Source organism: Bradyrhizobium sp. 63_E2_N1_3, from assembly GCF_052076005.1.
Taxonomy (GTDB): domain Bacteria; phylum Pseudomonadota; class Alphaproteobacteria; order Rhizobiales; family Xanthobacteraceae; genus Bradyrhizobium; species Bradyrhizobium barranii.
The window spans coordinates 2130494-2149432 of the sequence record NZ_CP197235.1 but is presented as its reverse complement, the minus strand read 5'-3'; the positions used below and the strand labels follow the sequence as shown (position 1 = coordinate 2149432).

The window sequence follows — 18939 nt, the reverse complement described above, 5'->3', positions numbered from 1 at the left end:
CCTTCAGTAGCCGAATGCCCGCGGCAGTGCGGTCGAGAGCCATGGCACGAAAGCGATGACGAGCAGGCAGAGGAACAACAGGCCGAGATAGCCCATGATCGGCTTCACCGTCTGCTCGATCGGCACGTTGCCGATCAGGCATGCGCCGTAGAGTCCGAGCCCGAGCGGCGGCGCGAACAGGCCGATGCCCATCGCGATGACCAGCACGACGCCGAAATGCAGGGGATCGACGCCGAGCTGCACGGCCACCGGCAGCAGCAGCGGCCCGAAGATGATGAGCGCGGCAGCGCCTTCCAGCACCGAGCCCATCACGATCAGCACGCCGATCGCGAGCAGGATGAACAGCCACGTCCCTGATGTCTTGGACAATCCCAACATGAAGTCGCCGACCGCGTGCGGCACCTGCTGCAGGGTCAGCGTGAACGCCAGCGACTGCGCGGCGGCGACGATGAACAGCACGAGCCCCGCACGCGTCGCGCCCTGCACGAAGCTGTGTGCGGCCGACTTAAAGGTGAGCTCGCGGAACACGACGCTGCCGACGACGAGCGCATAGGCCACGGCAAACGCGGAGATCTCCGTCGCCGTCGCAAAGCCGCTCTTGAAGCCGAAGAAGATCATGAAGATCAGGCCGAACGAGGCGATCGCGCCGCTCCAAAGGCCAGACACTGGCATCTGCGGCGCAACGTCCTCGGTATCCGCCGGCCGCTTGCCGAAGATGATGGACACCGCGATCAGGACCAGCGCCATCAGCGCCGCCGGCAGGAGGCCAGCGACGAACAGGCCGCCGATCGACAGGTTCGCGACGAAACCCAGGATGATCAAATTGATGCAGGGCGGAATGGTTTCCGCCATCACCGCGGATGCGGCAAGCAACGCCACCGCGCCGCCCGGATTCTGCTTCGAGCGGCGTGCGGCCGGGATCAGCACCGAGCCGACCGCGGCGACGTCGGCCATCTTCGAACCGGATATGCCTGAGAACAGCACCATCGACGCCACCATCACGACGTTGAGTCCGCCGCGCATACGGCCGACACCGCGTTGCAACAGCTCGATCAGGCGCACCGACATGCCGTTGGCTTCCATGAGGTAGCCGACGAGGATGAAGAAGGGGATCGCGAGCAGCACGAAATTGTCGATGCCGCGCGCCATCTGCTGGGCGAAGATCACGCCGGGCAGCGCGCCCTCGACCCAGATGAAGATCAGCGCGGCCAGCGCCAGCGCGAACCCGATCGGCAATCCGCCGAACAGGGTTGCGAAGAAGCCGATAAACATCAGCGTACCCGCTGACGGCACCGTGGACGGCGACAGATAATCCCAGGCGAGATAGAGGCCGCTGACGATGACGACCGCAACGAGGCCTCTGACGATGTCAGGCAGCGGCCGCGCGCAGAGCTGGTCGATCGCGAACACCGTCATGAACAGCGCGCCGATGCCCATCGGGTAGAAGGTCAGCTCCAGCGGCAGGCCGGACCCGGTGGTTTGGCCTGAAGTCAATGATCCCAGCTTGATCGCGTTGTAGGCGACATAGCCGGAGATCAGCACGACCAGAAGCGCGCTCGCGGCATCCACCAGCGTGCGCAGCCGCACCGGCAGCAGATCGCGGAAGAAGGACACGCCGACATTCTCGCCGCGCGCCAGCGCGCTCGCCGCGCCGAAGAAGGCCGAGCCGACCATCAGGCCGCGCGCGACGTCGTCGGACCATTCGACCGGCGCATTGAAGCAGAAGCGCAGCAGCACCGACGCGCAGACGACCACGAGATCGGCGGCCAGGAGGATGGCCGCAATCGCGTCGCTGAGGCGAAGCAGCAGCGTAATGCTCCCGTGGCGGCCGCCCGAGAGGGGCACGGCGGCTGTCAACGCCATCTCAGACTTGGTCATCTCAAGCTTGCGTCGCGCGGATGATGTCGATGACCGGCTTGGACTCCGGCCGCGCCTTGATGAAGTTCTCGTGCTGCGGCGCGACGCGCTTCTTGAAGGCTTCGCGGTCGCATTCGGCCACCGTCACGCCCTTCTCGGTCAAAGCCGTCAGCGCCTCCTTCTCGACCGCAAGCCCATGGGCGCGCGTATCGGCCGCGGCCTTCTTGGCGGCATCGAGGAAACCCTCGCGCAGCTTCGGATCCATGCGGTTGTAGGTCACGTCGCTGAAGTAGATCGCGAGCGGCGAGAAATTGTGCTGCGTCAGTGAGTAGAATTTTGCCGTTTCGAAGAACTTGCTGGCCAGAATCGTCGGCGGATCGTGCTCCAGCCCGTCGAGCACGCCGGCCTGGAGCGCCGTGTAGATCTCGCCGAAGGCCAGGGGCGTCGCGGCGGCGCCCATCAGGCGCAGGCATTCCGTGATCACCGGATTCGGCAGCGTCCTGATCTTGAGGCCGGCGAGATCCTCCGGCGTCTTCACCGGCTTCCTCGCGAGCACGCTGCGTGAGCCGAAATTATAGGCCCAGGCGATGATGCGGATGTTGCCACTCTTGAGCAGCGCGTCCTCGATCGGCTTGGCGGCGCCGGAATCGAACGCCTTGGTCTGCTGCGGGAAGCTCGAGAACAGAAAGCCGAGGTCGAAGGTGCCGACCAGCGGCACCAGGTTGGCCGAGATCGACGAGCCCGACACCATGAGGTCGATGACGCCGAGCTTCACCGAATTGATGACGTCGATCTCCTGCCCGAGCTGGTTGTCCGGGAAGAAGGCGACCTCGACCTGCTCGCCGAGCCCGTTGCCCTTCAGGTTCTTGACGAGGTTGTCATAGTAGACGCGGCCGTTGGCGTATTTCGGATCGTTCGGCAGCGAGGAGGAGCATTTCAGCTTCAGCGTCGCCGCTTCGGCGCGACCGATGATGGCAGGAGAGAGAACGAGGCCGGCGGTGACCGCCGTCGACGACTTGATGAACGTGCGACGGCTCACAGGCACGATGGTCATGGCGCGGTCTCTCCCCGAATATTCTTGCTTACGGCCGAGATCGCTGCCACGGCCTGTTGCGCGGACTGTATGGCCAAAGCGACGGGGCAGGCAAGGGTTGCAGCCGGCCGTCGCAAAGCGGCGGGTTGCGAACATCGACGGCATCGGCGCCGTCAAAACAACCATGTTTGTCCGGGATTCTCGATCGGATCGGCCTCGGGGCCGATGTGCGACAGGACGCTTCGCGCAGCAGCACGGATCAATCCAATTGGTGCATGGATCAATGCGCAATTCACATGGATGCCGCCCGAGCGATGCCCCGGCGGCTCCGGCAGACGCCCTGCCCCATTTTGCCGCAGCTTGCAGCGTGATCCAGTGCACAGACAGACGCGTGGCGGCGACCTAGGAATGATGACATCATCGCGCGCATTGCCGATGGAGGTGACACCATGCGCCGTCCGGTCCTTCGCAATTTGTTTCTTGCCTCCAGCCTTGTCGCGCTCACGCAGTTGATAACGCCGACTGACGCCGACGCCGAGGCGCGGCTCGCACTCGTGATCGGCCAATCGGCCTACCGGACCGTGCCGGAGCTGCCCAACGCAGCCAACGACGCCAGGGGCATGACGGAGCTGCTCGGCAATGCCGGCTTCACCGTCACCACGGCGGCCAATTTGGCGCAGAACGAGATGCGCGCTGCAATCTCCGATTTCGCCGGCAAGGTCAGCGCCAGCGGCGCAGACACCGTCGCACTGGTGTTCTATGCCGGCCACGGCCTCCAGATCGACGGCGAGAACTATCTGGTGCCGGTCGATCTCGATCCCAAGCGCGAGGCCGACATTCCACTCCAGGGCGTGCGGCTGAACGATCTGCTCAACACGCTCGGCGCGCTGCCGACGCGGGCACGCATCTTCATGTTAGATGCATGCCGCAACAATCCGTTCCCTGCGCTCAGCGGCGCTGGCCACGGGCTTGCGATCGTCGACACCAAAGCCGGCGCGCCCGGCTCCTTCATCTCCTATTCGACCTCGCCCGGCGCCGAAGCCGAGGACGGCTCCGGCGTCGACAGCCCCTACACCACGGCGGCGCTGACCGTTGCCAAGCAGCCCAATTTGCCGATCGAGGAAGTGTTCAAGCGCATCCGCATCGCCGTGGCGCAATCGACCGACGGGCGGCAGATCCCGTGGGAAAGCTCGTCGCTGACGACCGACTTCAAGTTCTTCGGCGGCGAAAGCAGCGGCGGACAGCCTGCTCTCCCGGGCGCATCCGCCATGGCACTCGCCAGCGGCACGCGCAGCGTCGCGGACTGGCGCAAGGATTTGCAGGGCAAGGAGCCGAAGGCTGCCTATGAGCTGGTGATCGCCGACGACACCGTCGAGGCGTATCAGGCCTATGTCGAGCTCTACGCACAGGCCTCCTACACGCCGCGTCTGCGCACGATCCTGGAGCGCCGGCGTCAGATGCTGGCCTGGGAGCGCGCCACCGCCATCAACACGCGCGCTTCGTTCGAGGCCTATCTGGCGAATTGGGACAACAGCGATCTCGCCGCAACTGCGCGCCGGCTGCTGCTCCGCGTGCAGAACCGCAACTATGCCTTGCCGGTCGCGGCCGCAGCGGCCCCTGCTCCGGTCGCGGTCGCAATGGCCCCGACCTGCCCGTGCTCGGCGCCGTCGACACCGGCAACGCCGGTCAATCCGGCGGTGGCGCCCGTCATCAAGAAACGCGTCGACGATACCCCGCCGAAGCGAAAGGTGGTCGAGACGCCGCCGAAGCCGCGCCGGCCGCCGCCCGACGAAGTGATCTACGAGCGCGCGCCACCCCCTGGCCCGCCACCTGAAGCCGTGGGCGTCGGAATTGGCGTCGGGATTGGTCTCGGCATGGGCATGGGCGGCCGTGGCGGAGGCGGCTACGGACGCGGCGACTACAACCGCGGCAGGTACTGAGCCCCAGTTCACCAAGCGAATGGATGTCCGCAGGCCCTGCCTGCGGACATTTCTGTTGATGGTGAGCGGCCAGCAACTCGCGTGCCCCGGGCGCAGCGCAGCGCTCCCGGCGATGCGACGCATCGTCCGGTGCGGTGCGCTGCAGAGCCGGGGCCCACGCGGCAGCAATCGGCGTAGCACGATGGGTCCCGGCTCTGCGGCGCAGCACTACGTGCTGCGCCGCGTCCGAGACACGCAGATCGTGGACATTCGCGAAATGCTGTAGTCTGAGCGACGCCAGCCTTTTCGGGGATTCCATATCGATGCCGCACGACGCGCCCGCCAAGAACTCATGGCCGCTGTTCCGGTCACTCGCGTCCTATTCCCTGCCCGGCGACCTCATGGCGGGACTGACGCTGGCGGCGATTGCGATCCCAGAGCAGATGGCCACGGCGCGGCTCGGTGGTTTTGCGCCGCAGATCGGCTTCTTCGCGTTCATGGCGGGCTCGCTCGGTTTCGCGCTGCTCGGCGGCAACCGCTTCCTGTCCTGCGGCGCGGATTCCACGATCACGCCGATCTTCGCCGGCGGACTTGCCGCGCTCGCTGCCACCGGCTCGCCTGAGTATCAGGGGCTTGCGATCGCGCTGGCGCTGATGGTCGGCGCGATGATGCTGGCCAGCGGCGCTTTCCGCCTCGGCGGCATCGCCAATCTTCTGTCCGTGCCGGTGATGGTCGGCTTCCTCGCCGGCATCTCCGTCCACATCATCGTCTCGCAACTGCCGGGCGTGCTCGGGCTTCCATCACCAAGCGGGCCGACACTCGAACGCATCGGCGTGCTCGCGACCGAACTCGGCCGCACCAACCCGTTCACGCTCTGCATCGGGCTCGGTGTGCTCGCCGTGGTCTTCATCGCCGAGAGGGTCAGCGCGAAAATTCCGGGTGCGCTGATCGGGCTCGTCGCCGCGACGCTGGCCACAATCGCACTCGGCCTCGAAAGCAAGGGCGTCAGCGTCGTCGGCGCGGTGCCGGGCACGCTGCCGCGACCGACCTTGCCTGACCTTGCACCGGAGCTGTGGGTGCGCCTGGTGCCGCTCGCCTTCGTCATCACGGTCGTGGTGATGGTGCAGACGGCCGCGACGACGCGGTCGTTCCCGTCCGATCCCGACAAGCCTGCCGATGTCGATCGCGATTTCCTCGGTGCGGGCGCTGGCAGCGTGCTGTCCGGCCTGTTCGGCGCGTTTCCGGTCAATGCCAGCCCGCCGCGAACCGGGATCGTCGCCGAGACCGGCGGACAATCGCAGCTCGCGGGCCTTGCGGCCGGGGCAATCGTGCTGGCGCTGCTCGCGTTCGGGACGGGGCTGCTGCAGCACGTTCCGGACGCCGCGCTCGGCGGCATCCTGCTGTTCGTGGCGCTGCGGATCATCCGGGTGAAGCAGATCGCCATGATCTACCGGCAATCGTTCAGCGAGTTCCTGCTGATCGTCGCCACTGCCGCGCTGATCATCGTGCTGCCGATCCAGCAGGGCGCCTTCCTCGGCATCGTGCTGTCGCTGCTGCACGGCATCTGGAGCACGACGCGCGCGCGGCTCGTCGAGTTCGAGCGCGTGCCGGGCACCACGATCTGGTGGCCGGCGCATCCGCACATCACCGGCGAGCGCATCGCCGGCGTCGCCGTGATCGGGCTCCAGGCGCCGCTGTCCTTCCTCAACGCGCCGGGTTTTCGCAGCGACGTGGCCAAAGTGCTCGGCACCTCGACGCCGCAACTGCTGGTGCTGGAGGCGAGCGGCATGGTCGAGATCGACTTCACCGCCGCGCAGATCCTGCTCGACGTCTTCAAGGCGTGCAGCGAACAGGGCGTCACCGTCGCACTGGCGCGGCTGGAATCGGTGCGCGCGCAGAACGCGTTCGAACGTTTCAGACTGTTCGACGCCCTGCCCCGCGAACACGTCTTCCACAGCGTCGATGAAGCCGTGCGCAAGCTGGCGAAATAACCACCGCCTTCACTCGGTCCGCCGCCCCAAAAGGGAGCGATACTTTTGGTCGCCGGCCAGTTCGCGGAGTAAGACCATGGCCGCCGCGTCAAAGCTAGCACTTGATTTCCTGCTGCGACGGGCGACAATGATGTCGCGCCAGCTTCCGGTACCGAACTTCATATAAGACGGGGAAAACCCGCTTGGCCGCGGCTATACCGTCGCTGCGCGGGAGGGATCGTTATGACGGTAGGGTTCAAGCGCTGGCTGCAGCGCCGACATGATCCAGGCCGCCGATCGTATCGCCGTTACGATTGGGTGCGATGCAATCGCGCCGCTGCTCCGCGAAGAACGCCCCCTGGTTCGCGGCGAACTCGCCACCCCGGCGCTGCAAGTGGAACGCCACCAAATGATCATCGAGCCAATACATTGCGGACGTTGTCGCGGGCGCATGCGTTGGGCCACGGAGGCGCGATAGACTGAAAGAGACTCCAAGCCGGCGTTAGACTGGCCAAAGGATATTAGCTCAGACACACCGAGGGAGGAATGCATGACGACGGTAACCCGACGTAACATCCTCAAGGGCGGCACGGCGCTTGTGGGCGGCATGGCCGGCATCCTGGCCACTGGCAGGGCTCCCGTTTTTGCACAGGGCACCACGGTACACTGGCTGCGTTGGAATGACTTCGTGCCAGCTTCCGATCAGCTATTGCGCAAGGAGCTCCTGCCTGCTGCCGAGAAGGCGCTGGGAATCAAGATCAATCTTGAGACTGTGAATGGCAACGACCTGCAGCCGCGCATCACCTCGGCGATCCAGTCGGGCTCAGGTCCCGACATCATCATGCTCTTCAACAACCACCCGCAGATCTATTCGGAGAGCGTCATCGACCTGTCCGACATCGCAGGTCGTGTGAGCGAGGCCGAAGATGGCTATTATGATCTGTGCAAGTCCAACTCCGCCGACGGCCAAAAATGGATCTCTTTGCCGTGGACCATCGTCGGCGCCATGATCGCCTACCGAAAATCCTGGTTCGATGAGATCGGCTCATCGACCTTCCCGGACACTTGGGAGAAGTATCGCGAGGTTGGCAAGAAGCTCAAGGCCCAGGGCCGGCCGATCGGTCAGACGCTCGGCCACACGTTCGGTGACGCGCCGACGTTCAGTTACCCGTACATGTGGTCGTGGGGCGGCACCGAGGTCGAGAAGGACGGCAAGACTGTCAACATCAACAAGAAAGAGGTCATCGAGTCCGTCAAGTTCATGACGGCTTTCTGGAAGGAAGCCCACGACGAGGGCGGGCTTGCCTGGGATGACACCAACAACAACCGTGCGTTCCTGTCGCAAACCATCTGCGCCACCCTCAACGGCGCTTCGATCTACATCGAATCGCTGCGCAACCCCGACAAATATATTACTGAAAAAGGCGCACAGCTGAAGACCGACATCCAGCACTCGCCGTTGCCCAAAGGCCCGGCCGGCCAATTCGCCATGCACACCTATTTCTCTCACGTCATTCCGAACTATTCGAAGAATCAGGACGGTGCGAAGGCGTTGTTGAAGTGGGTCCATACCAAGGCGAACTACGAGCCTTGGTTCGTCTCCCAGAAAGGTTTCGCGACACCGCCGACCCACGAATGGGAGAAACACAAGTTGTGGGAAGAGGACAAGGTCATGGCGCCCTTCAAGATCGCCGGCCTCCTGGGTCAGACGCCCGGGTACCCTCTGCCCTCATCAGGCAAGAAGGCTGCCGAAGTGCTCACCAAATACATCATCACAGATATGTACGCCAAAGCGATCCAGGGCGCTCCGGCGGAGGATTCCGTGAAATGGGCGGAAGTCGAACTCAAGAAGGTCTATTCTTGAAAGTACGTGCGCAGCACGTCGCACGGCTGCGAAGTGGCTGCCGCGCGCCCCGCGTCTCGGACTTGTACGGTGCGCCGTCTCTCTGTGAGGCGGCGCGATCAAAGTTTCGCATGACGCGTCTGTTGGCGTGCGCTTAGAGGTGAAGCGAGATGGCGATCGCCGAGACCCAAGTCTACATGCCGCAGGCGCCGCGGCCCAGAATCCGGCTGCTTGAGGACGAGCGTTGGCTCGCATTCGTGCTGCTGGTGCCGACCCTGGCGCTGCTCGGTACGTTCATCGCCTATCCGTTCTTGCGCGGCATCTTGTTGTCGGTGACCAACTCGCGCGTCGGCGTTCCAGGCGAGTTCGTCGGCCTCGCCAACTTCTACAAGATCTTCAATGACGGGATCTTTCGCACCTCCGTCTACAACACGTTTCTTTATACGGGCGTAACCACCGTCTTCAAGCTGGCGCTCGGGCTGTGGCTGGCCATGCTGCTCAACCGGAATTTCCGCGGCAAGGCTTTCACCCGTGCTTTCATCCTGCTGCCCTTCATCATCCCGACCGTGCTCTCGACTTTCGCCTGGAAGTGGATGTTCGACCCGACATTTAGCGTCCTCAATTGGCTCCTCTACCATCTCGGTTTGATCAGCGGTCGGATCAATTGGCTTGGCGATCCAGACCTCGCCATGATCTCGATCATCATCGTCAACATCTGGCGCGGAGTGCCATTCTTCGCCATCAGCCTGCTCGCCGGCCTGCAGACCATCAGTCCCGAACTTAGCGAGGCCGCCGCCATAGACGGTGCCAGGCCGTGGCAGCGGTTCTGGCACATCACCTGGCCCCTGCTGCTGCCCGTGACCATGGTCGTGGTGCTGTTCTCGGTGATTCAGACGTTCGCCGACTTCCAGATCGTCTATGTGATGACAGGCGGCGGACCAGCCAATGCAACGCACCTGTTCGCCACCTACGCCTATCAGATCGGCATCGGCACCGGCCTCCTAAGCGAGGGCGCTGCCATCTCGCTCGCCATGTTTCCGGTCCTGTTTCTGGTCGTCATCATCCAACTTCTCTACATCCGCCGCGTGGAGGTCCGCTGAGCCATGATCGAGGGCGCAAGGTGGCGAAAGTGGGCGTTCTTCTACGTCCCCATGGCGATGTTCCTGCTTTTCCTGCTGTTCCCGTTCTACTGGATGGTGATCACTTCGGTGCGGCCGGACGGCGAGCTTTACCGACCCTGGAATTCGATCAACTACAATCCGTTCTGGACCTGGAACCCGACCTGGGACCATGTCAGGTACCTGTTCGAGGAGACGCTGTTTGCATCGTGGCTGTGGAACACGACGTTCATCGCGCTCGCGTCAACCGCCATCTCGCTCGTGTGCGGCGTGTTCGCCGGCTATGCTCTCTCGCGGCTGAACTTTCCATTTGCAGGCAGCCTGGGCACCGGCATCTTCATCACCTATCTGGTGCCTCAAACGCTGCTCTTCATTCCGCTGGCAGAGATCATCCGCAACTATCGGCTGGGTGACACGCCCTGGTCATTGATCCTGACCTATCCGACCTTTCTCATTCCGTTCTGCACCTGGCTCATGATGGGCTACTTCAAGGCGGTGCCCAAGGAGCTCGAGGAATGCGCGCGCATTGACGGCGCCTCGCGCTGGCAGGCCATGCTCTACATCGTCATCCCGGTGGCGATCCCGGGCATCCTCTCGGCCGGCATCTTCGCTTTCACCCTGTCGTGGAACGAGTTCATCTACGCACTTGTCTTCCTGTCCTCGCCTGGACAGAAGACCGTGCCGGTCGGCGTCACATCGGAGCTGATCCGCGGCGATGTATTCTTCTGGGGACCGCTGATGGCTGGCGCCCTGCTCGGATCGATTCCGGTTGCTATCGCCTATTCGTTTTTCGTCGAGCACTACGTCGCAGGACTGACTGGATCGGTGAAGGGCTGACAGCACCCCGGATCATCAGGAAAGTGGGCATGCGGAAGGCGGGTGGAGCGAATGGGCCAGGTCGTCCTCAAGGGGATCAACAAGTTCTACGACAGCGTGCACGCTGTCAAAGACGTCAATCTGCAGATCCGCGACAAGGAGTTCGTGGTGTTCGTCGGACCGTCCGGCTGCGGCAAGACCACGACGCTGAGAATGATCGCCGGGCTTGAAGCGATCAGTTCCGGCGACATTTCCATCGACGGAAACGTGGTCAATGAATTGGCGCCGATGGACCGCGACATCGCCATGGTGTTCCAGAACTACGCCCTGTACCCGCACATGAGCGTGCACGACAACATGGCGTTTGGCCTGAAGATGCGCAAATTCGAAAAGCCCGAGATTGACAAGCGCGTGCGGGAGGCGGCCGACATCCTCGGCATCGGTGAATTGCTAACGCGCAAGCCGCGCCAGCTGTCCGGCGGCCAGCGCCAGCGCGTGGCGTTGGGTCGTGCCATTGTGCGTCACCCCCGCGTGTTCCTGTTCGACGAGCCGCTGTCGAACCTCGATGCCAAGCTGCGGGTACAGATGCGCGTTGAGCTCAAGAAACTGCATCTCCGTCTCGGCACCACCGCCATTTACGTTACCCACGATCAGGTCGAGGCCATGACGCTGGGTGACCGGGTCGTCGTCATGAAAGACGGCGTGGTCCAGCAAGTGGGGGAGCCGCTCGAACTGTACAATCAGCCCGCCAACAAGTTCGTCGCCGGCTTCATCGGCTCCCCGGCCATGAATTTCGCCGCCGTTACGGTGACCGAGGCGAACGGATCGCTGATTGCCGAGAACTCCGGCCTGCGCATCAAGCTGCCGGACGAGACCGCGCAGCGGCTGCGCGGCCATATCGGACGCGAGGTCATGCTCGGCGTGCGGCCGGAGGACCTTACCGTGGCGGGTAGCGCTGATCTCGGCCACTCATGCTTCGATGCTGTGATTGAGGTGGTCGAGCAACTCGGCTCGGAAATCCTGCTCGATATGAAGGTCGGCGAGAGTATCATGGTGGCGAGCGTCGAGCCGACCGCGAGGGTGAGGGTGGGCGACAGGCTGCGCGTTGCCATGCGGCCTTCCAGGCTTCATGTTTTCGACGCGCAGACCGAGGCGGCCATCTAACCCCGGCAGAGGATCAATTCCACCGGTGAGCGGGAATTCGCCTTCTTGTCACCAGCTTCGATGACGCCCGGAGAGCTCGATGGCACTTGGCTCGTTGCCGGGCACACCGGATTTACGAGTACACGCCTCTAGGCCAGGGTCGGATGATCCCGCTGTATCGCCTCACGGATCCAGCTGGCATGGATCGCGCGAAACAGGATCTGCGCGGTCTTGAGGTCGTTCGCTGTCATGCAGAGATCGACGATGCGATGGACGGCGGCGTCGCGCATCAATCCATCCGAGATCTTCATCGCGATTTCCATCGCCACCTTGGCCGCGCGTTCATAGCGCTCACCTTCGCGCGTGTCGTTGCGCGCCGAACCGGCCGCCCTCGCGGCTGCGGCGTCACAAATCGCGCGGATGCGCTCGGCGGCCTCGATGTCGCCGAGCGGTCCTTCGATCGTCTCGTCCCAGATGTCCGCCGGCTTCTGCTTCGCGAACCACTTCATCGCCCCGTCACCAATGGTCTTCCAGCCGCCGTAGTTCCGCGCTCCCGCCTCGCCCAGCATAGAGAGGCCGATCGAGATCGGCGAGGCGATTTTTCCGCCACGCATTATCGATATGCAGTCAGGACGTCCGACGTGGTCCGATGGCCTCGAACTGCGCCTTCTGCTCGTCATTCAGCGTGGCGTAGAAATCCTCCAGCGCTGCGCGAACCGACTTGACGCCGTCGAGCATCGTGTCGAGCCGCTTGCGAACCGCGGCCATTCGCGCCGGCGGCGTCATCACGTCGCTGGGCTCGCAGGCCGCCTTGAGCGATGCGCTGACCTTGGCGCTGGTATCCTGGAGCACCTGTAGCGCGGCGCGCTGAGTGTCGTTGGGATGAAGCCTCGCGTCGATGTCAGTGCTGGGCCAATCGAGCGCAGCAGGCGTCGCGCAATTCTGGACCAGCGATCCCCCGGTGTTGCTGGAAGCCGTCGCACGACGCTGATCCTCGGCCAGCGCATTGAAGCGCGCCTTCTGCTCGTCGGTGAGCGAGCCGTAGAATCGATCGAGCGCGGGCTGAACGAGATCGACGGCTTTCTCCATCGCCTCGATGCGCTGCTGCATCGCCGTCAGCCGACCTGGCGCTGTCGCCGCGACCTGCGACGGGCAGGACGCGCGGATCATCTCGGACGCCTGGATCGAGGCATTGCCGAGTTCGTCGAGGCTTGCGCCTTGCGCCTCGGTCGGCTGCACCGCGGCGGCGATCTGGTCGATCGGCAGACCGACGATTTCGCGGCGGTCGCTGCCGCAGAGCCGATCCAGCGGGACGCCGCGCGCCTGGCGCCGTCCCACCGGCCGCTGCGGCAGATAGGCCGAGAGACCGTCATAGCCGTAGGGCCCGAAGATGCCGGCATAGATGTCCGGATAGCCGTAGCCCCAGAAGCCGAGACCGTCGCCCCAGATCGTGTAGTCGTAGAGATCGTTGTAGGCGAACGGCCAGAACAGCGGTCCGACCCAGCCATAACCGCCGCCCGCATGTTGCCACCACCCGCTGCTGGCGCCGTGCCAGCCGGCCAGTGCGGCCGCCGCTGCGATCTGGGCTCGCGCGGCCGGATTGCTGATCAGACGGCCGTTGCGGAAGGCGCTGGAATGCACGTTGAGGGCGTTGCGAAAATTCGCAGGACGGACGGCCGCATTGCGGATCTGGCCGAAGTTCGGGCCGCGATGTCGCGCGCCAGTTGCGAAGCGGGGCCCGCCATGATGCCCGCCGCCATGCGCGTGCCCGAAGCCATGACCACCAAAATGGCCGCCTCCATGATGACCACCACCATGATGACCGCCGCCGTGATGGCCGCCACCATGATGGCCGCCGCCATGCCCGCCTCCGTGCCCACCACCATGGCCGCCACCGTGCCCGCCCTTGCCCAGAGCCGTGCCCGCCAGCATGCAGGCAAGCGCCATCACGGCAATTCCAATGACAGGTCGCAACATCGCATCCTCCCGCAGAGCCGCGCCATCGAGGCATCGGAAATTGACGGAATTGGAACCGGCCTGACTGCCGAAAGTTCCGCGACCGCGACGCAGCGGACGGCGCGCTATGCCTCCGGCACGATCTTGCCGGGATTGAAGATATTCAGCGGATCGAGCGCCTGCTTCAGCGCCCGCATCGCGTCGAGCGCTTCGGGGCCGAGTTCCGCCTTGAGATATTTCTGCTTGCCCTGGCCGATGCCGTGCTCACCGGTGCAGGTGCCGTCCATCGCCTGCGCGCGCTCGACCAGGCGATGCATGAACTCCTCGCCGCGCGCCATCTCGTCGGCATCGTTGGTGTCGCAGACCAGCGAGCAGTGGAAATTGCCGTCACCGACATGGCCGACGATCGGCGACAGCAGGTTGAGGCGCTTGAGATCTTCCTCGGTCTCGCCGACGCAATCGGCAAGCCGCGAGATCGGCACGCAAACGTCGGTTGCAACCACGCCGATGCTGTCGCCGGGACGCAGCGCCTTCACCGACCAATAGGCGTCGTGCCGCGCCTGCCACAGCTTGGTGCGATCCTCCGGCTTGGTGGTCCAGGAGAAATCGCCGCCGCCGCAATCCTTTGCAATCTCGCCGAACGCCTTGGACTGCTCGCCGACCTCGACCTCGCTGCCGTGGAATTCCATCAGCAGCAACGGCGTTTCCGGCAGCGTCAGCTTCGAATAGGCGTTGCAGGCCTTCACCTGCGCGGCGTTGAGCAGCTCGATGCGCGCCACGGGAATGCCGGTCTGGATCGCCAGGATCACGGCCTGACATGCCCCGTGCACGGTCTCGAACGACACCGCACCGGCCGCGATTGTGTCAGGGATGCCGCGCAGGCGAATGGTCAGCTCGGAGATGATGCCGAGCGTGCCTTCGGCGCCGACGAACAGATGCGTCAGGTCGTAGCCGGCAGAAGATTTCTTGGCGCGCGTGCCTGTCGTGATGATCTCGCCGTCGCCGCGCACGACCTTCAAAGCGAGCACGCTGTCGCGCATGGTGCCGTAGCGCACCGCGTTGGTGCCGGAGGCGCGGGTCGAGGCCATGCCGCCGAGCGAAGCATCCGCGCCGGGGTCGATGGGGAAGAACAGGCCCTGGTCGCGCAGATGCTCGTTCAGCGCCTTGCGGGTGACGCCGGGCTGGATCACGCAGTCGAGGTCCTCGGCGTGCACCGCGAGCACCTTGTTCATGTCGCGCAGGTCGATCGAGATGCCGCCGGCGGGCGCGTTGACCTGGCCCTCGAGCGAGGTGCCGGTGCCGAAGGCGATGACGGGCACGCGGTTCTTGGCGCAGATCCGCACCACGTCCTGGATGTCGGCGGTCTCCTGCGCCATCACCACGCCGTCCGGCGGCTGGTTGACGATCCATGTGGTGGTATGGCCGTGCTGCTCGCGAACGGCCTGCGAGGTGATGAGGCGGTTGCCGAACCGTGCGGCAAGCTGCTCCAGCGCGCTTGCGAGGGCTTTCGGCTCAACCCGCGGCGGATTATTGGTGATGGTCGTACCCACGGACATTCCTCCCGACAGAAGAACCGTGGCAAAGGACATCTGACCGGTCAAGTCAAGCGACCGCGCGCATAGCAGGAAAGACACATGCCGGAGACCGCCGCTGCCGAGCCGTTCCGCTCGTCGATCATGCAGATCGAGCCGCAATGGATCGACTATAACGGCCATCTCAACATGGCCTATTACAACGTGATGTTCGACCGCGCGATCGACCAGATGTGGTTACAGCTCGGGATCGGGCCGGGCTACATGAAGGAGCGAGGCGGCTCGACCTTCACTGCCGAATGCCATGTGCGGTATCTGCGCGAAATCCACCTTGGCGATCCCGTGCAGGTGTCGGTCTGGCTGCTCGAAGCCGACGACAAGCGGCTGCATACGTTCCAGGAGTTGCGGCACGCGACCGAAGGCTGGCTGTCGGCGACCTCCGAAAACATGTCGCTCCACATCGACATGGGCTCGCGAAAGGTGGCGGCCTTTCCGCCCGATATCCGGCAGCGCATCGCAGCCGTCGTCGGCGCCCACGGCGCCCTGCCGCGGCCCGAGGGCATCGGCCGGAACGTGGCGATGCCCTCGAAGCGGTAGCTGAACAGCTCGCTCTAACCCCTCATCCTGAGGAGCCCGCGAAGCGGGCGTCTCGAAGGATGCAAGGCCACAGTCGGGCCTTCATGGTTCGAGACGCGCGTTCCGCGCTCCTCACCATGAGGATCACACCTATATCCTTCGTCCGCGCGCTAGTCCCACCACGGCCGAGACCAGGAACAGCACGACCGCGATGAAGAAGATGATCTTGGCGATCTCGATCGAGGCGCCGGCGATGCCGCCGAAGCCCAGGATGCCGGCGATCAGTGCGATAACCAGAAACGTCACAACCCAGCCTAGCATGGTCAAATCCTCGTCTTGATGTCTGTCTGCGTCGGCGCGGCTGGCCGCGCCACCTGTCCAGACAATCTCGACGCGGGAACGATGGTTCCGGCCCACGCAAGCTGGAAATTCGCCCTCGCGGAGGGAACAAATCGGCCCGCCGCGCACGTGGAAAACCTTGCCCCGACGCCCCATATAGGCAGCAATCCCTGTTAAGAAGGCTCCCTTCCACCACCCCGCGGTGCCATCGTGGGGCCAATGATTCGCATGACCGAGCCGAGCAAGATCACAAGCGTACCCGACCACCAGCCCGCAGCCGGCGGCATCGCCGCGCGTGCGCGCGCCTCCGTGGGCCCGAAATATCTGTCCGGGCTCAATCCTGAGCAGCGCGACGCCGTGGAGACGCTGGACGGCCCGGTCCTGGTGCTGGCCGGCGCCGGCACCGGCAAGACGCGCGTGCTGACCACGCGCATCGCCCACATCCTCAGCCAGGGCCGCGCCCGCCCCGCCGAGATCCTGTCGGTGACCTTCACCAACAAGGCCGCGCGCGAGATGAAGCATCGGCTCGGCCAGATGCTCGGCCATGCGGTCGAAGGCATGCCGTGGCTCGGCACCTTCCACTCCATCGGCGGCCGCATCCTGCGCACCCATGCCGAGCTGGCGCAGCTCAAGTCGAACTTCACGGTGCTCGACACCGATGACCAGGTGCGGCTGCTCAAGCAGCTTTTGCAGGCCGACAACATCGACGACAAGCGCTGGCCGGCACGCATGCTGGCCGGCCTGATCGACGGCTGGAAGAACCGCGGCCTGACGCCGTCGCAGGTGCCGTCAGGCGAAGCCGCCGTGTTCGCCAACGGCAAGGGCGGCAAGCTCTATGCGAGCTACCAGGAGCGGCTGAAGATCTTGAACGCCGCCGATTTCGGCGACCTGCTGCTGGAAGACATCCGGATCTTCCGCGAGCATCCGGACATCCTGCGGCAGTACCAGCAGCGCTTCAAATTCATCCTGGTCGACGAATATCAGGACACCAACGTCGCGCAATATCTGTGGCTGCGGCTGCTGTCGCAGGCGCCGACGGCTTCTTCCTTCGCGTCTCCCCGCGTGCGCGGAGAGGCCGCATCGCAAAGCGATGCGGGTGAGGGGGACTCTCCGCAGACTGAACTCGTGGAGACGGCCCCTCACCCCGACGCTCTCAGCGCGAGCGAAGCTCGTCGCGACCCCGCAAGCGGGGCGAGGGAGCAGATGCCCCACGTCAAAAACATCTGCTGCGTCGGCGACGACGACCAGTCGATCTATGGCTGGCGCGGCGCCGAGGTCGACAACATCCTGCGCTTCGACCACGATTTCCCCGGCGCCAAGGTCATTCGCCTCGAGCGCAATTACCGCTCGACCGGCCACATCCTCGCCGCCGCCTCGCATCTGATCGCGCACAACGAAGGCCGGCTCGGCAAGACACTGCGCACCGAGGACCATGACGGCGAGAAGGTCACCGTCACCGGCTCGTGGGATTCGGAAGAGGAAGCCCGCGGCATCGGCGAGGAGATCGAACAGATCCAGCGCCAGGGCGACAAGCTCAACGAGATCGCGATCCTGGTGCGCGCCTCCTACCAGATGCGCGAATTCGAAGACCGTTTCGTCACGCTCGGCCTGCCCTACCGCGTGATCGGCGGCCCGCGCTTCTATGAGCGGGCCGAAATCCGCGATGCGCTGGCCTATCTGCGCGTCATCAATTCACCTGCCGACGATCTCGCCTTCGAGCGCATCGTCAATGTGCCCAAGCGCGGCCTCGGCGACGCCACCGTGCAGATGCTGCACGACCACGCCCGCAAGCGCCGCATCCCGCTGTTCGAGGCGGCGCGCGCGGTGGTCGAGACCGACGAGCTGAAGCCGAAGGCGCGCGGAAGCTTGCGCGACGTCGTCGCCCAGTTCGACCGCTGGCGTGCCCAGCGCGAGGTCACCGCGCACACCGATCTCGCCCAGATCGTGCTCGACGAGAGCGGCTATACCGAGATGTGGCAGAAGGACCGATCGGCCGACGCCGCGGGCCGGCTGGAGAACCTGAAAGAGCTGGTGCGCTCGATGGAGGAGTTCGAGAACCTGCAGGGGTTTTTGGAGCACATCTCGCTGGTGATGGATCGCGACGGCGGCGCCGAGGAAGACGCGGTGTCGCTGATGACGCTGCATTCGGCCAAGGGTCTCGAATTCGACAACGTGTTCCTGCCCGGCTGGGAGGAAGGCCTGTTCCCGAGCCAGCGCACGCTGGACGAACAGGGCCGTGCCGGCCTCGAGGAAGAGCGCCGGCTCGGCCATGTCGGCCTGACCCGCGCGAGGCGCCGCGCAAAGATCTATTTTGCGACCAACCGCCGGATCCATGGCACCTGGTCGACCACGATCCCGTCGCGCTTCCTCGACGAATTGCCGTCCGCCAATGTCGAGATCACGGAATCCAAGGGCGGCTCGGCCTGGGGCGGCACCGGCGGCTACGGCGCCTCGCGTTTCGACGACATGGAGGCGTTCGGTTCCACCTATTCGACCCCGGGCTGGCAGCGCGCCCAGGCCAACCGGAACCGGGGCGGTGGACGCAGTGGCGGCGGCCAAGGCGGCTTCGAGGAACAAGCCTCGTCGTTCTCCTCCTCATCCGGCCCGGATTTCGGCAGCTTCTCCTCACGCCGCCGCGGGCCGATGACGATCGAGGGCGAGCTGGTCGCCAAATCCACCGGCACCACCTCGGAATTTTCCCTCTCCGACCGCGTCTTCCACCAGAAATTCGGCTACGGCCGCGTCACCAAGATCGACGGCAACAAGCTCACCATCGCCTTCGACAAGGCCGGCGAGAAGAAGGTCGTGGACAGTTTTGTGCAGCGGGCGTGACGCCT

Annotated in this window: 15 protein-coding genes; 8 read left to right on the top strand and 7 right to left on the bottom strand. The window is 64.6% G+C overall.

The genetic code is table 11. From position 1 onward, the window contains the following. Positions 1-3: 3 nt before the first annotated feature. On the bottom strand, positions 4-1878 hold the full coding sequence (locus AB7531_RS10065; protein WP_245328563.1) for a TRAP transporter large permease: 1875 nt from the start codon (positions 1876-1878) through the stop codon (positions 4-6). Between the two features lies 1 nt (position 1879). Then, entirely contained in the window at positions 1880-2911 is a 1032-nt protein-coding gene (locus AB7531_RS10060) for a TRAP transporter substrate-binding protein (protein WP_028147675.1), read from the bottom strand. Positions 2912-3339: 428 nt separating this feature from the next. On the opposite strand from AB7531_RS10060, the gene AB7531_RS10055 reads away from it, so the two are divergent. Together AB7531_RS10055 and AB7531_RS10050 are read left to right on the top strand one after the other, a co-directional pair. Next, positions 3340-4830: a caspase family protein gene (locus AB7531_RS10055; RefSeq protein WP_063981585.1), complete on the top strand. Its 1491-nt coding sequence runs from the start codon at positions 3340-3342 to the stop codon at positions 4828-4830. A gap of 302 nt (positions 4831-5132) precedes the next feature. Next, positions 5133-6800: a SulP family inorganic anion transporter gene (locus AB7531_RS10050; RefSeq protein ID WP_063981583.1), complete on the top strand. Its 1668-nt coding sequence runs from the start codon at positions 5133-5135 to the stop codon at positions 6798-6800. Positions 6801-7035: 235 nt separating this feature from the next. On the opposite strand, the gene AB7531_RS10045 is transcribed toward AB7531_RS10050, so the two are convergent. Then, positions 7036-7209 carry a hypothetical protein gene (locus AB7531_RS10045; RefSeq protein WP_155257718.1) on the bottom strand — a complete coding sequence of 58 codons (174 nt, stop codon included), beginning with the start codon at positions 7207-7209 and terminating at the stop codon, positions 7036-7038. Between the two features lie 120 nt (positions 7210-7329). Between AB7531_RS10045 and AB7531_RS10040 the strand changes: the two genes are divergently transcribed. From AB7531_RS10040 to AB7531_RS10025, 4 genes are all read left to right on the top strand, one after another. Further along, positions 7330-8643, top strand: coding sequence for an ABC transporter substrate-binding protein (locus tag AB7531_RS10040; protein ID WP_063981582.1), 1314 nt, complete (start codon positions 7330-7332; stop codon positions 8641-8643). Between the two features lie 149 nt (positions 8644-8792). Then, on the top strand, positions 8793-9722 hold the full coding sequence (locus tag AB7531_RS10035) for a carbohydrate ABC transporter permease (protein WP_063981581.1): 930 nt from the start codon (positions 8793-8795) through the stop codon (positions 9720-9722). A gap of 3 nt (positions 9723-9725) precedes the next feature. Further along, positions 9726-10577, top strand: coding sequence for a carbohydrate ABC transporter permease (locus AB7531_RS10030; protein WP_085399493.1), 852 nt, complete (start codon positions 9726-9728; stop codon positions 10575-10577). A 51-nt stretch (positions 10578-10628) separates the two neighbouring features. Then, the gene (locus tag AB7531_RS10025) at positions 10629-11720 is read left to right on the top strand and encodes an ABC transporter ATP-binding protein (protein WP_063981580.1); all 1092 of its coding nucleotides are present in this window, start codon (positions 10629-10631) and stop codon (positions 11718-11720) included. Positions 11721-11848: 128 nt separating this feature from the next. Here AB7531_RS10025 and AB7531_RS10020 read toward each other — a convergent pair whose 3' ends face one another. The 3 genes from AB7531_RS10020 to AB7531_RS10010 all read right to left on the bottom strand — a co-directional run bounded on the left by AB7531_RS10020 (position 11849) and on the right by AB7531_RS10010 (position 15205). After that, the gene (locus AB7531_RS10020; RefSeq protein ID WP_441280288.1) at positions 11849-12208 is read right to left on the bottom strand and encodes a hypothetical protein; all 360 of its coding nucleotides are present in this window, start codon (positions 12206-12208) and stop codon (positions 11849-11851) included. Positions 12209-12326: 118 nt separating this feature from the next. Continuing rightward, a complete protein-coding gene (locus AB7531_RS10015; RefSeq protein WP_063981579.1) occupies positions 12327-13676 on the bottom strand; it encodes a Spy/CpxP family protein refolding chaperone in 1350 nt (449 codons plus the stop codon). Between the two features lie 104 nt (positions 13677-13780). Beyond that, the gene (locus tag AB7531_RS10010; protein WP_038935153.1) at positions 13781-15205 is read right to left on the bottom strand and encodes an FAD-binding oxidoreductase; all 1425 of its coding nucleotides are present in this window, start codon (positions 15203-15205) and stop codon (positions 13781-13783) included. A gap of 84 nt (positions 15206-15289) precedes the next feature. Here AB7531_RS10010 and AB7531_RS10005 point away from each other — a divergent pair, with 84 nt between their 5' ends. Further along, positions 15290-15784, top strand: a complete 495-nt coding sequence (locus AB7531_RS10005) for a thioesterase family protein (RefSeq protein WP_063981578.1) — start codon at positions 15290-15292, stop codon at positions 15782-15784. Between the two features lie 129 nt (positions 15785-15913). Here AB7531_RS10005 and AB7531_RS10000 read toward each other — a convergent pair whose 3' ends face one another. Further along, positions 15914-16084 (bottom strand): DUF1328 domain-containing protein, encoded by a 171-nt coding sequence (locus AB7531_RS10000; RefSeq protein ID WP_014493008.1) that lies wholly within the window; start codon positions 16082-16084, stop codon positions 15914-15916. Positions 16085-16321: 237 nt separating this feature from the next. Between AB7531_RS10000 and AB7531_RS09995 the strand changes: the two genes are divergently transcribed. Then, the gene (locus AB7531_RS09995) at positions 16322-18934 is read left to right on the top strand and encodes an ATP-dependent helicase (RefSeq protein ID WP_063981576.1); all 2613 of its coding nucleotides are present in this window, start codon (positions 16322-16324) and stop codon (positions 18932-18934) included. Positions 18935-18939: the final 5 nt, after the last annotated feature.

Excerpts from the sequence above, each read along its gene's own strand:
- AB7531_RS10065 (WP_245328563.1), bottom strand. The coding sequence starts at position 1,878 with ATGACCAAGTCTGAGATGGCGTTGACAGCCGCCGTGCCCCTCTCGGGC.
- AB7531_RS10060 (WP_028147675.1), bottom strand. The coding sequence starts at position 2,911 with ATGACCATCGTGCCTGTGAGCCGTCGCACGTTCATCAAGTCGTCGACG.
- AB7531_RS10055 (WP_063981585.1), top strand. The coding sequence starts at position 3,340 with ATGCGCCGTCCGGTCCTTCGCAATTTGTTTCTTGCCTCCAGCCTTGTC.
- AB7531_RS10050 (WP_063981583.1), top strand. The coding sequence starts at position 5,133 with ATGCCGCACGACGCGCCCGCCAAGAACTCATGGCCGCTGTTCCGGTCA.
- AB7531_RS10045 (WP_155257718.1), bottom strand. The coding sequence starts at position 7,209 with ATGTATTGGCTCGATGATCATTTGGTGGCGTTCCACTTGCAGCGCCGG.
- AB7531_RS10040 (WP_063981582.1), top strand. The coding sequence starts at position 7,330 with ATGACGACGGTAACCCGACGTAACATCCTCAAGGGCGGCACGGCGCTT.
- AB7531_RS10035 (WP_063981581.1), top strand. The coding sequence starts at position 8,793 with ATGGCGATCGCCGAGACCCAAGTCTACATGCCGCAGGCGCCGCGGCCC.
- AB7531_RS10030 (WP_085399493.1), top strand. The coding sequence starts at position 9,726 with ATGATCGAGGGCGCAAGGTGGCGAAAGTGGGCGTTCTTCTACGTCCCC.
- AB7531_RS10025 (WP_063981580.1), top strand. The coding sequence starts at position 10,629 with ATGGGCCAGGTCGTCCTCAAGGGGATCAACAAGTTCTACGACAGCGTG.
- AB7531_RS10020 (WP_441280288.1), bottom strand. The coding sequence starts at position 12,208 with ATGAAGTGGTTCGCGAAGCAGAAGCCGGCGGACATCTGGGACGAGACG.
- AB7531_RS10015 (WP_063981579.1), bottom strand. The coding sequence starts at position 13,676 with ATGTTGCGACCTGTCATTGGAATTGCCGTGATGGCGCTTGCCTGCATG.
- AB7531_RS10005 (WP_063981578.1), top strand. The coding sequence starts at position 15,290 with ATGCCGGAGACCGCCGCTGCCGAGCCGTTCCGCTCGTCGATCATGCAG.
- AB7531_RS10000 (WP_014493008.1), bottom strand. The coding sequence starts at position 16,084 with ATGCTAGGCTGGGTTGTGACGTTTCTGGTTATCGCACTGATCGCCGGC.
- AB7531_RS09995 (WP_063981576.1), top strand. The coding sequence starts at position 16,322 with ATGATTCGCATGACCGAGCCGAGCAAGATCACAAGCGTACCCGACCAC.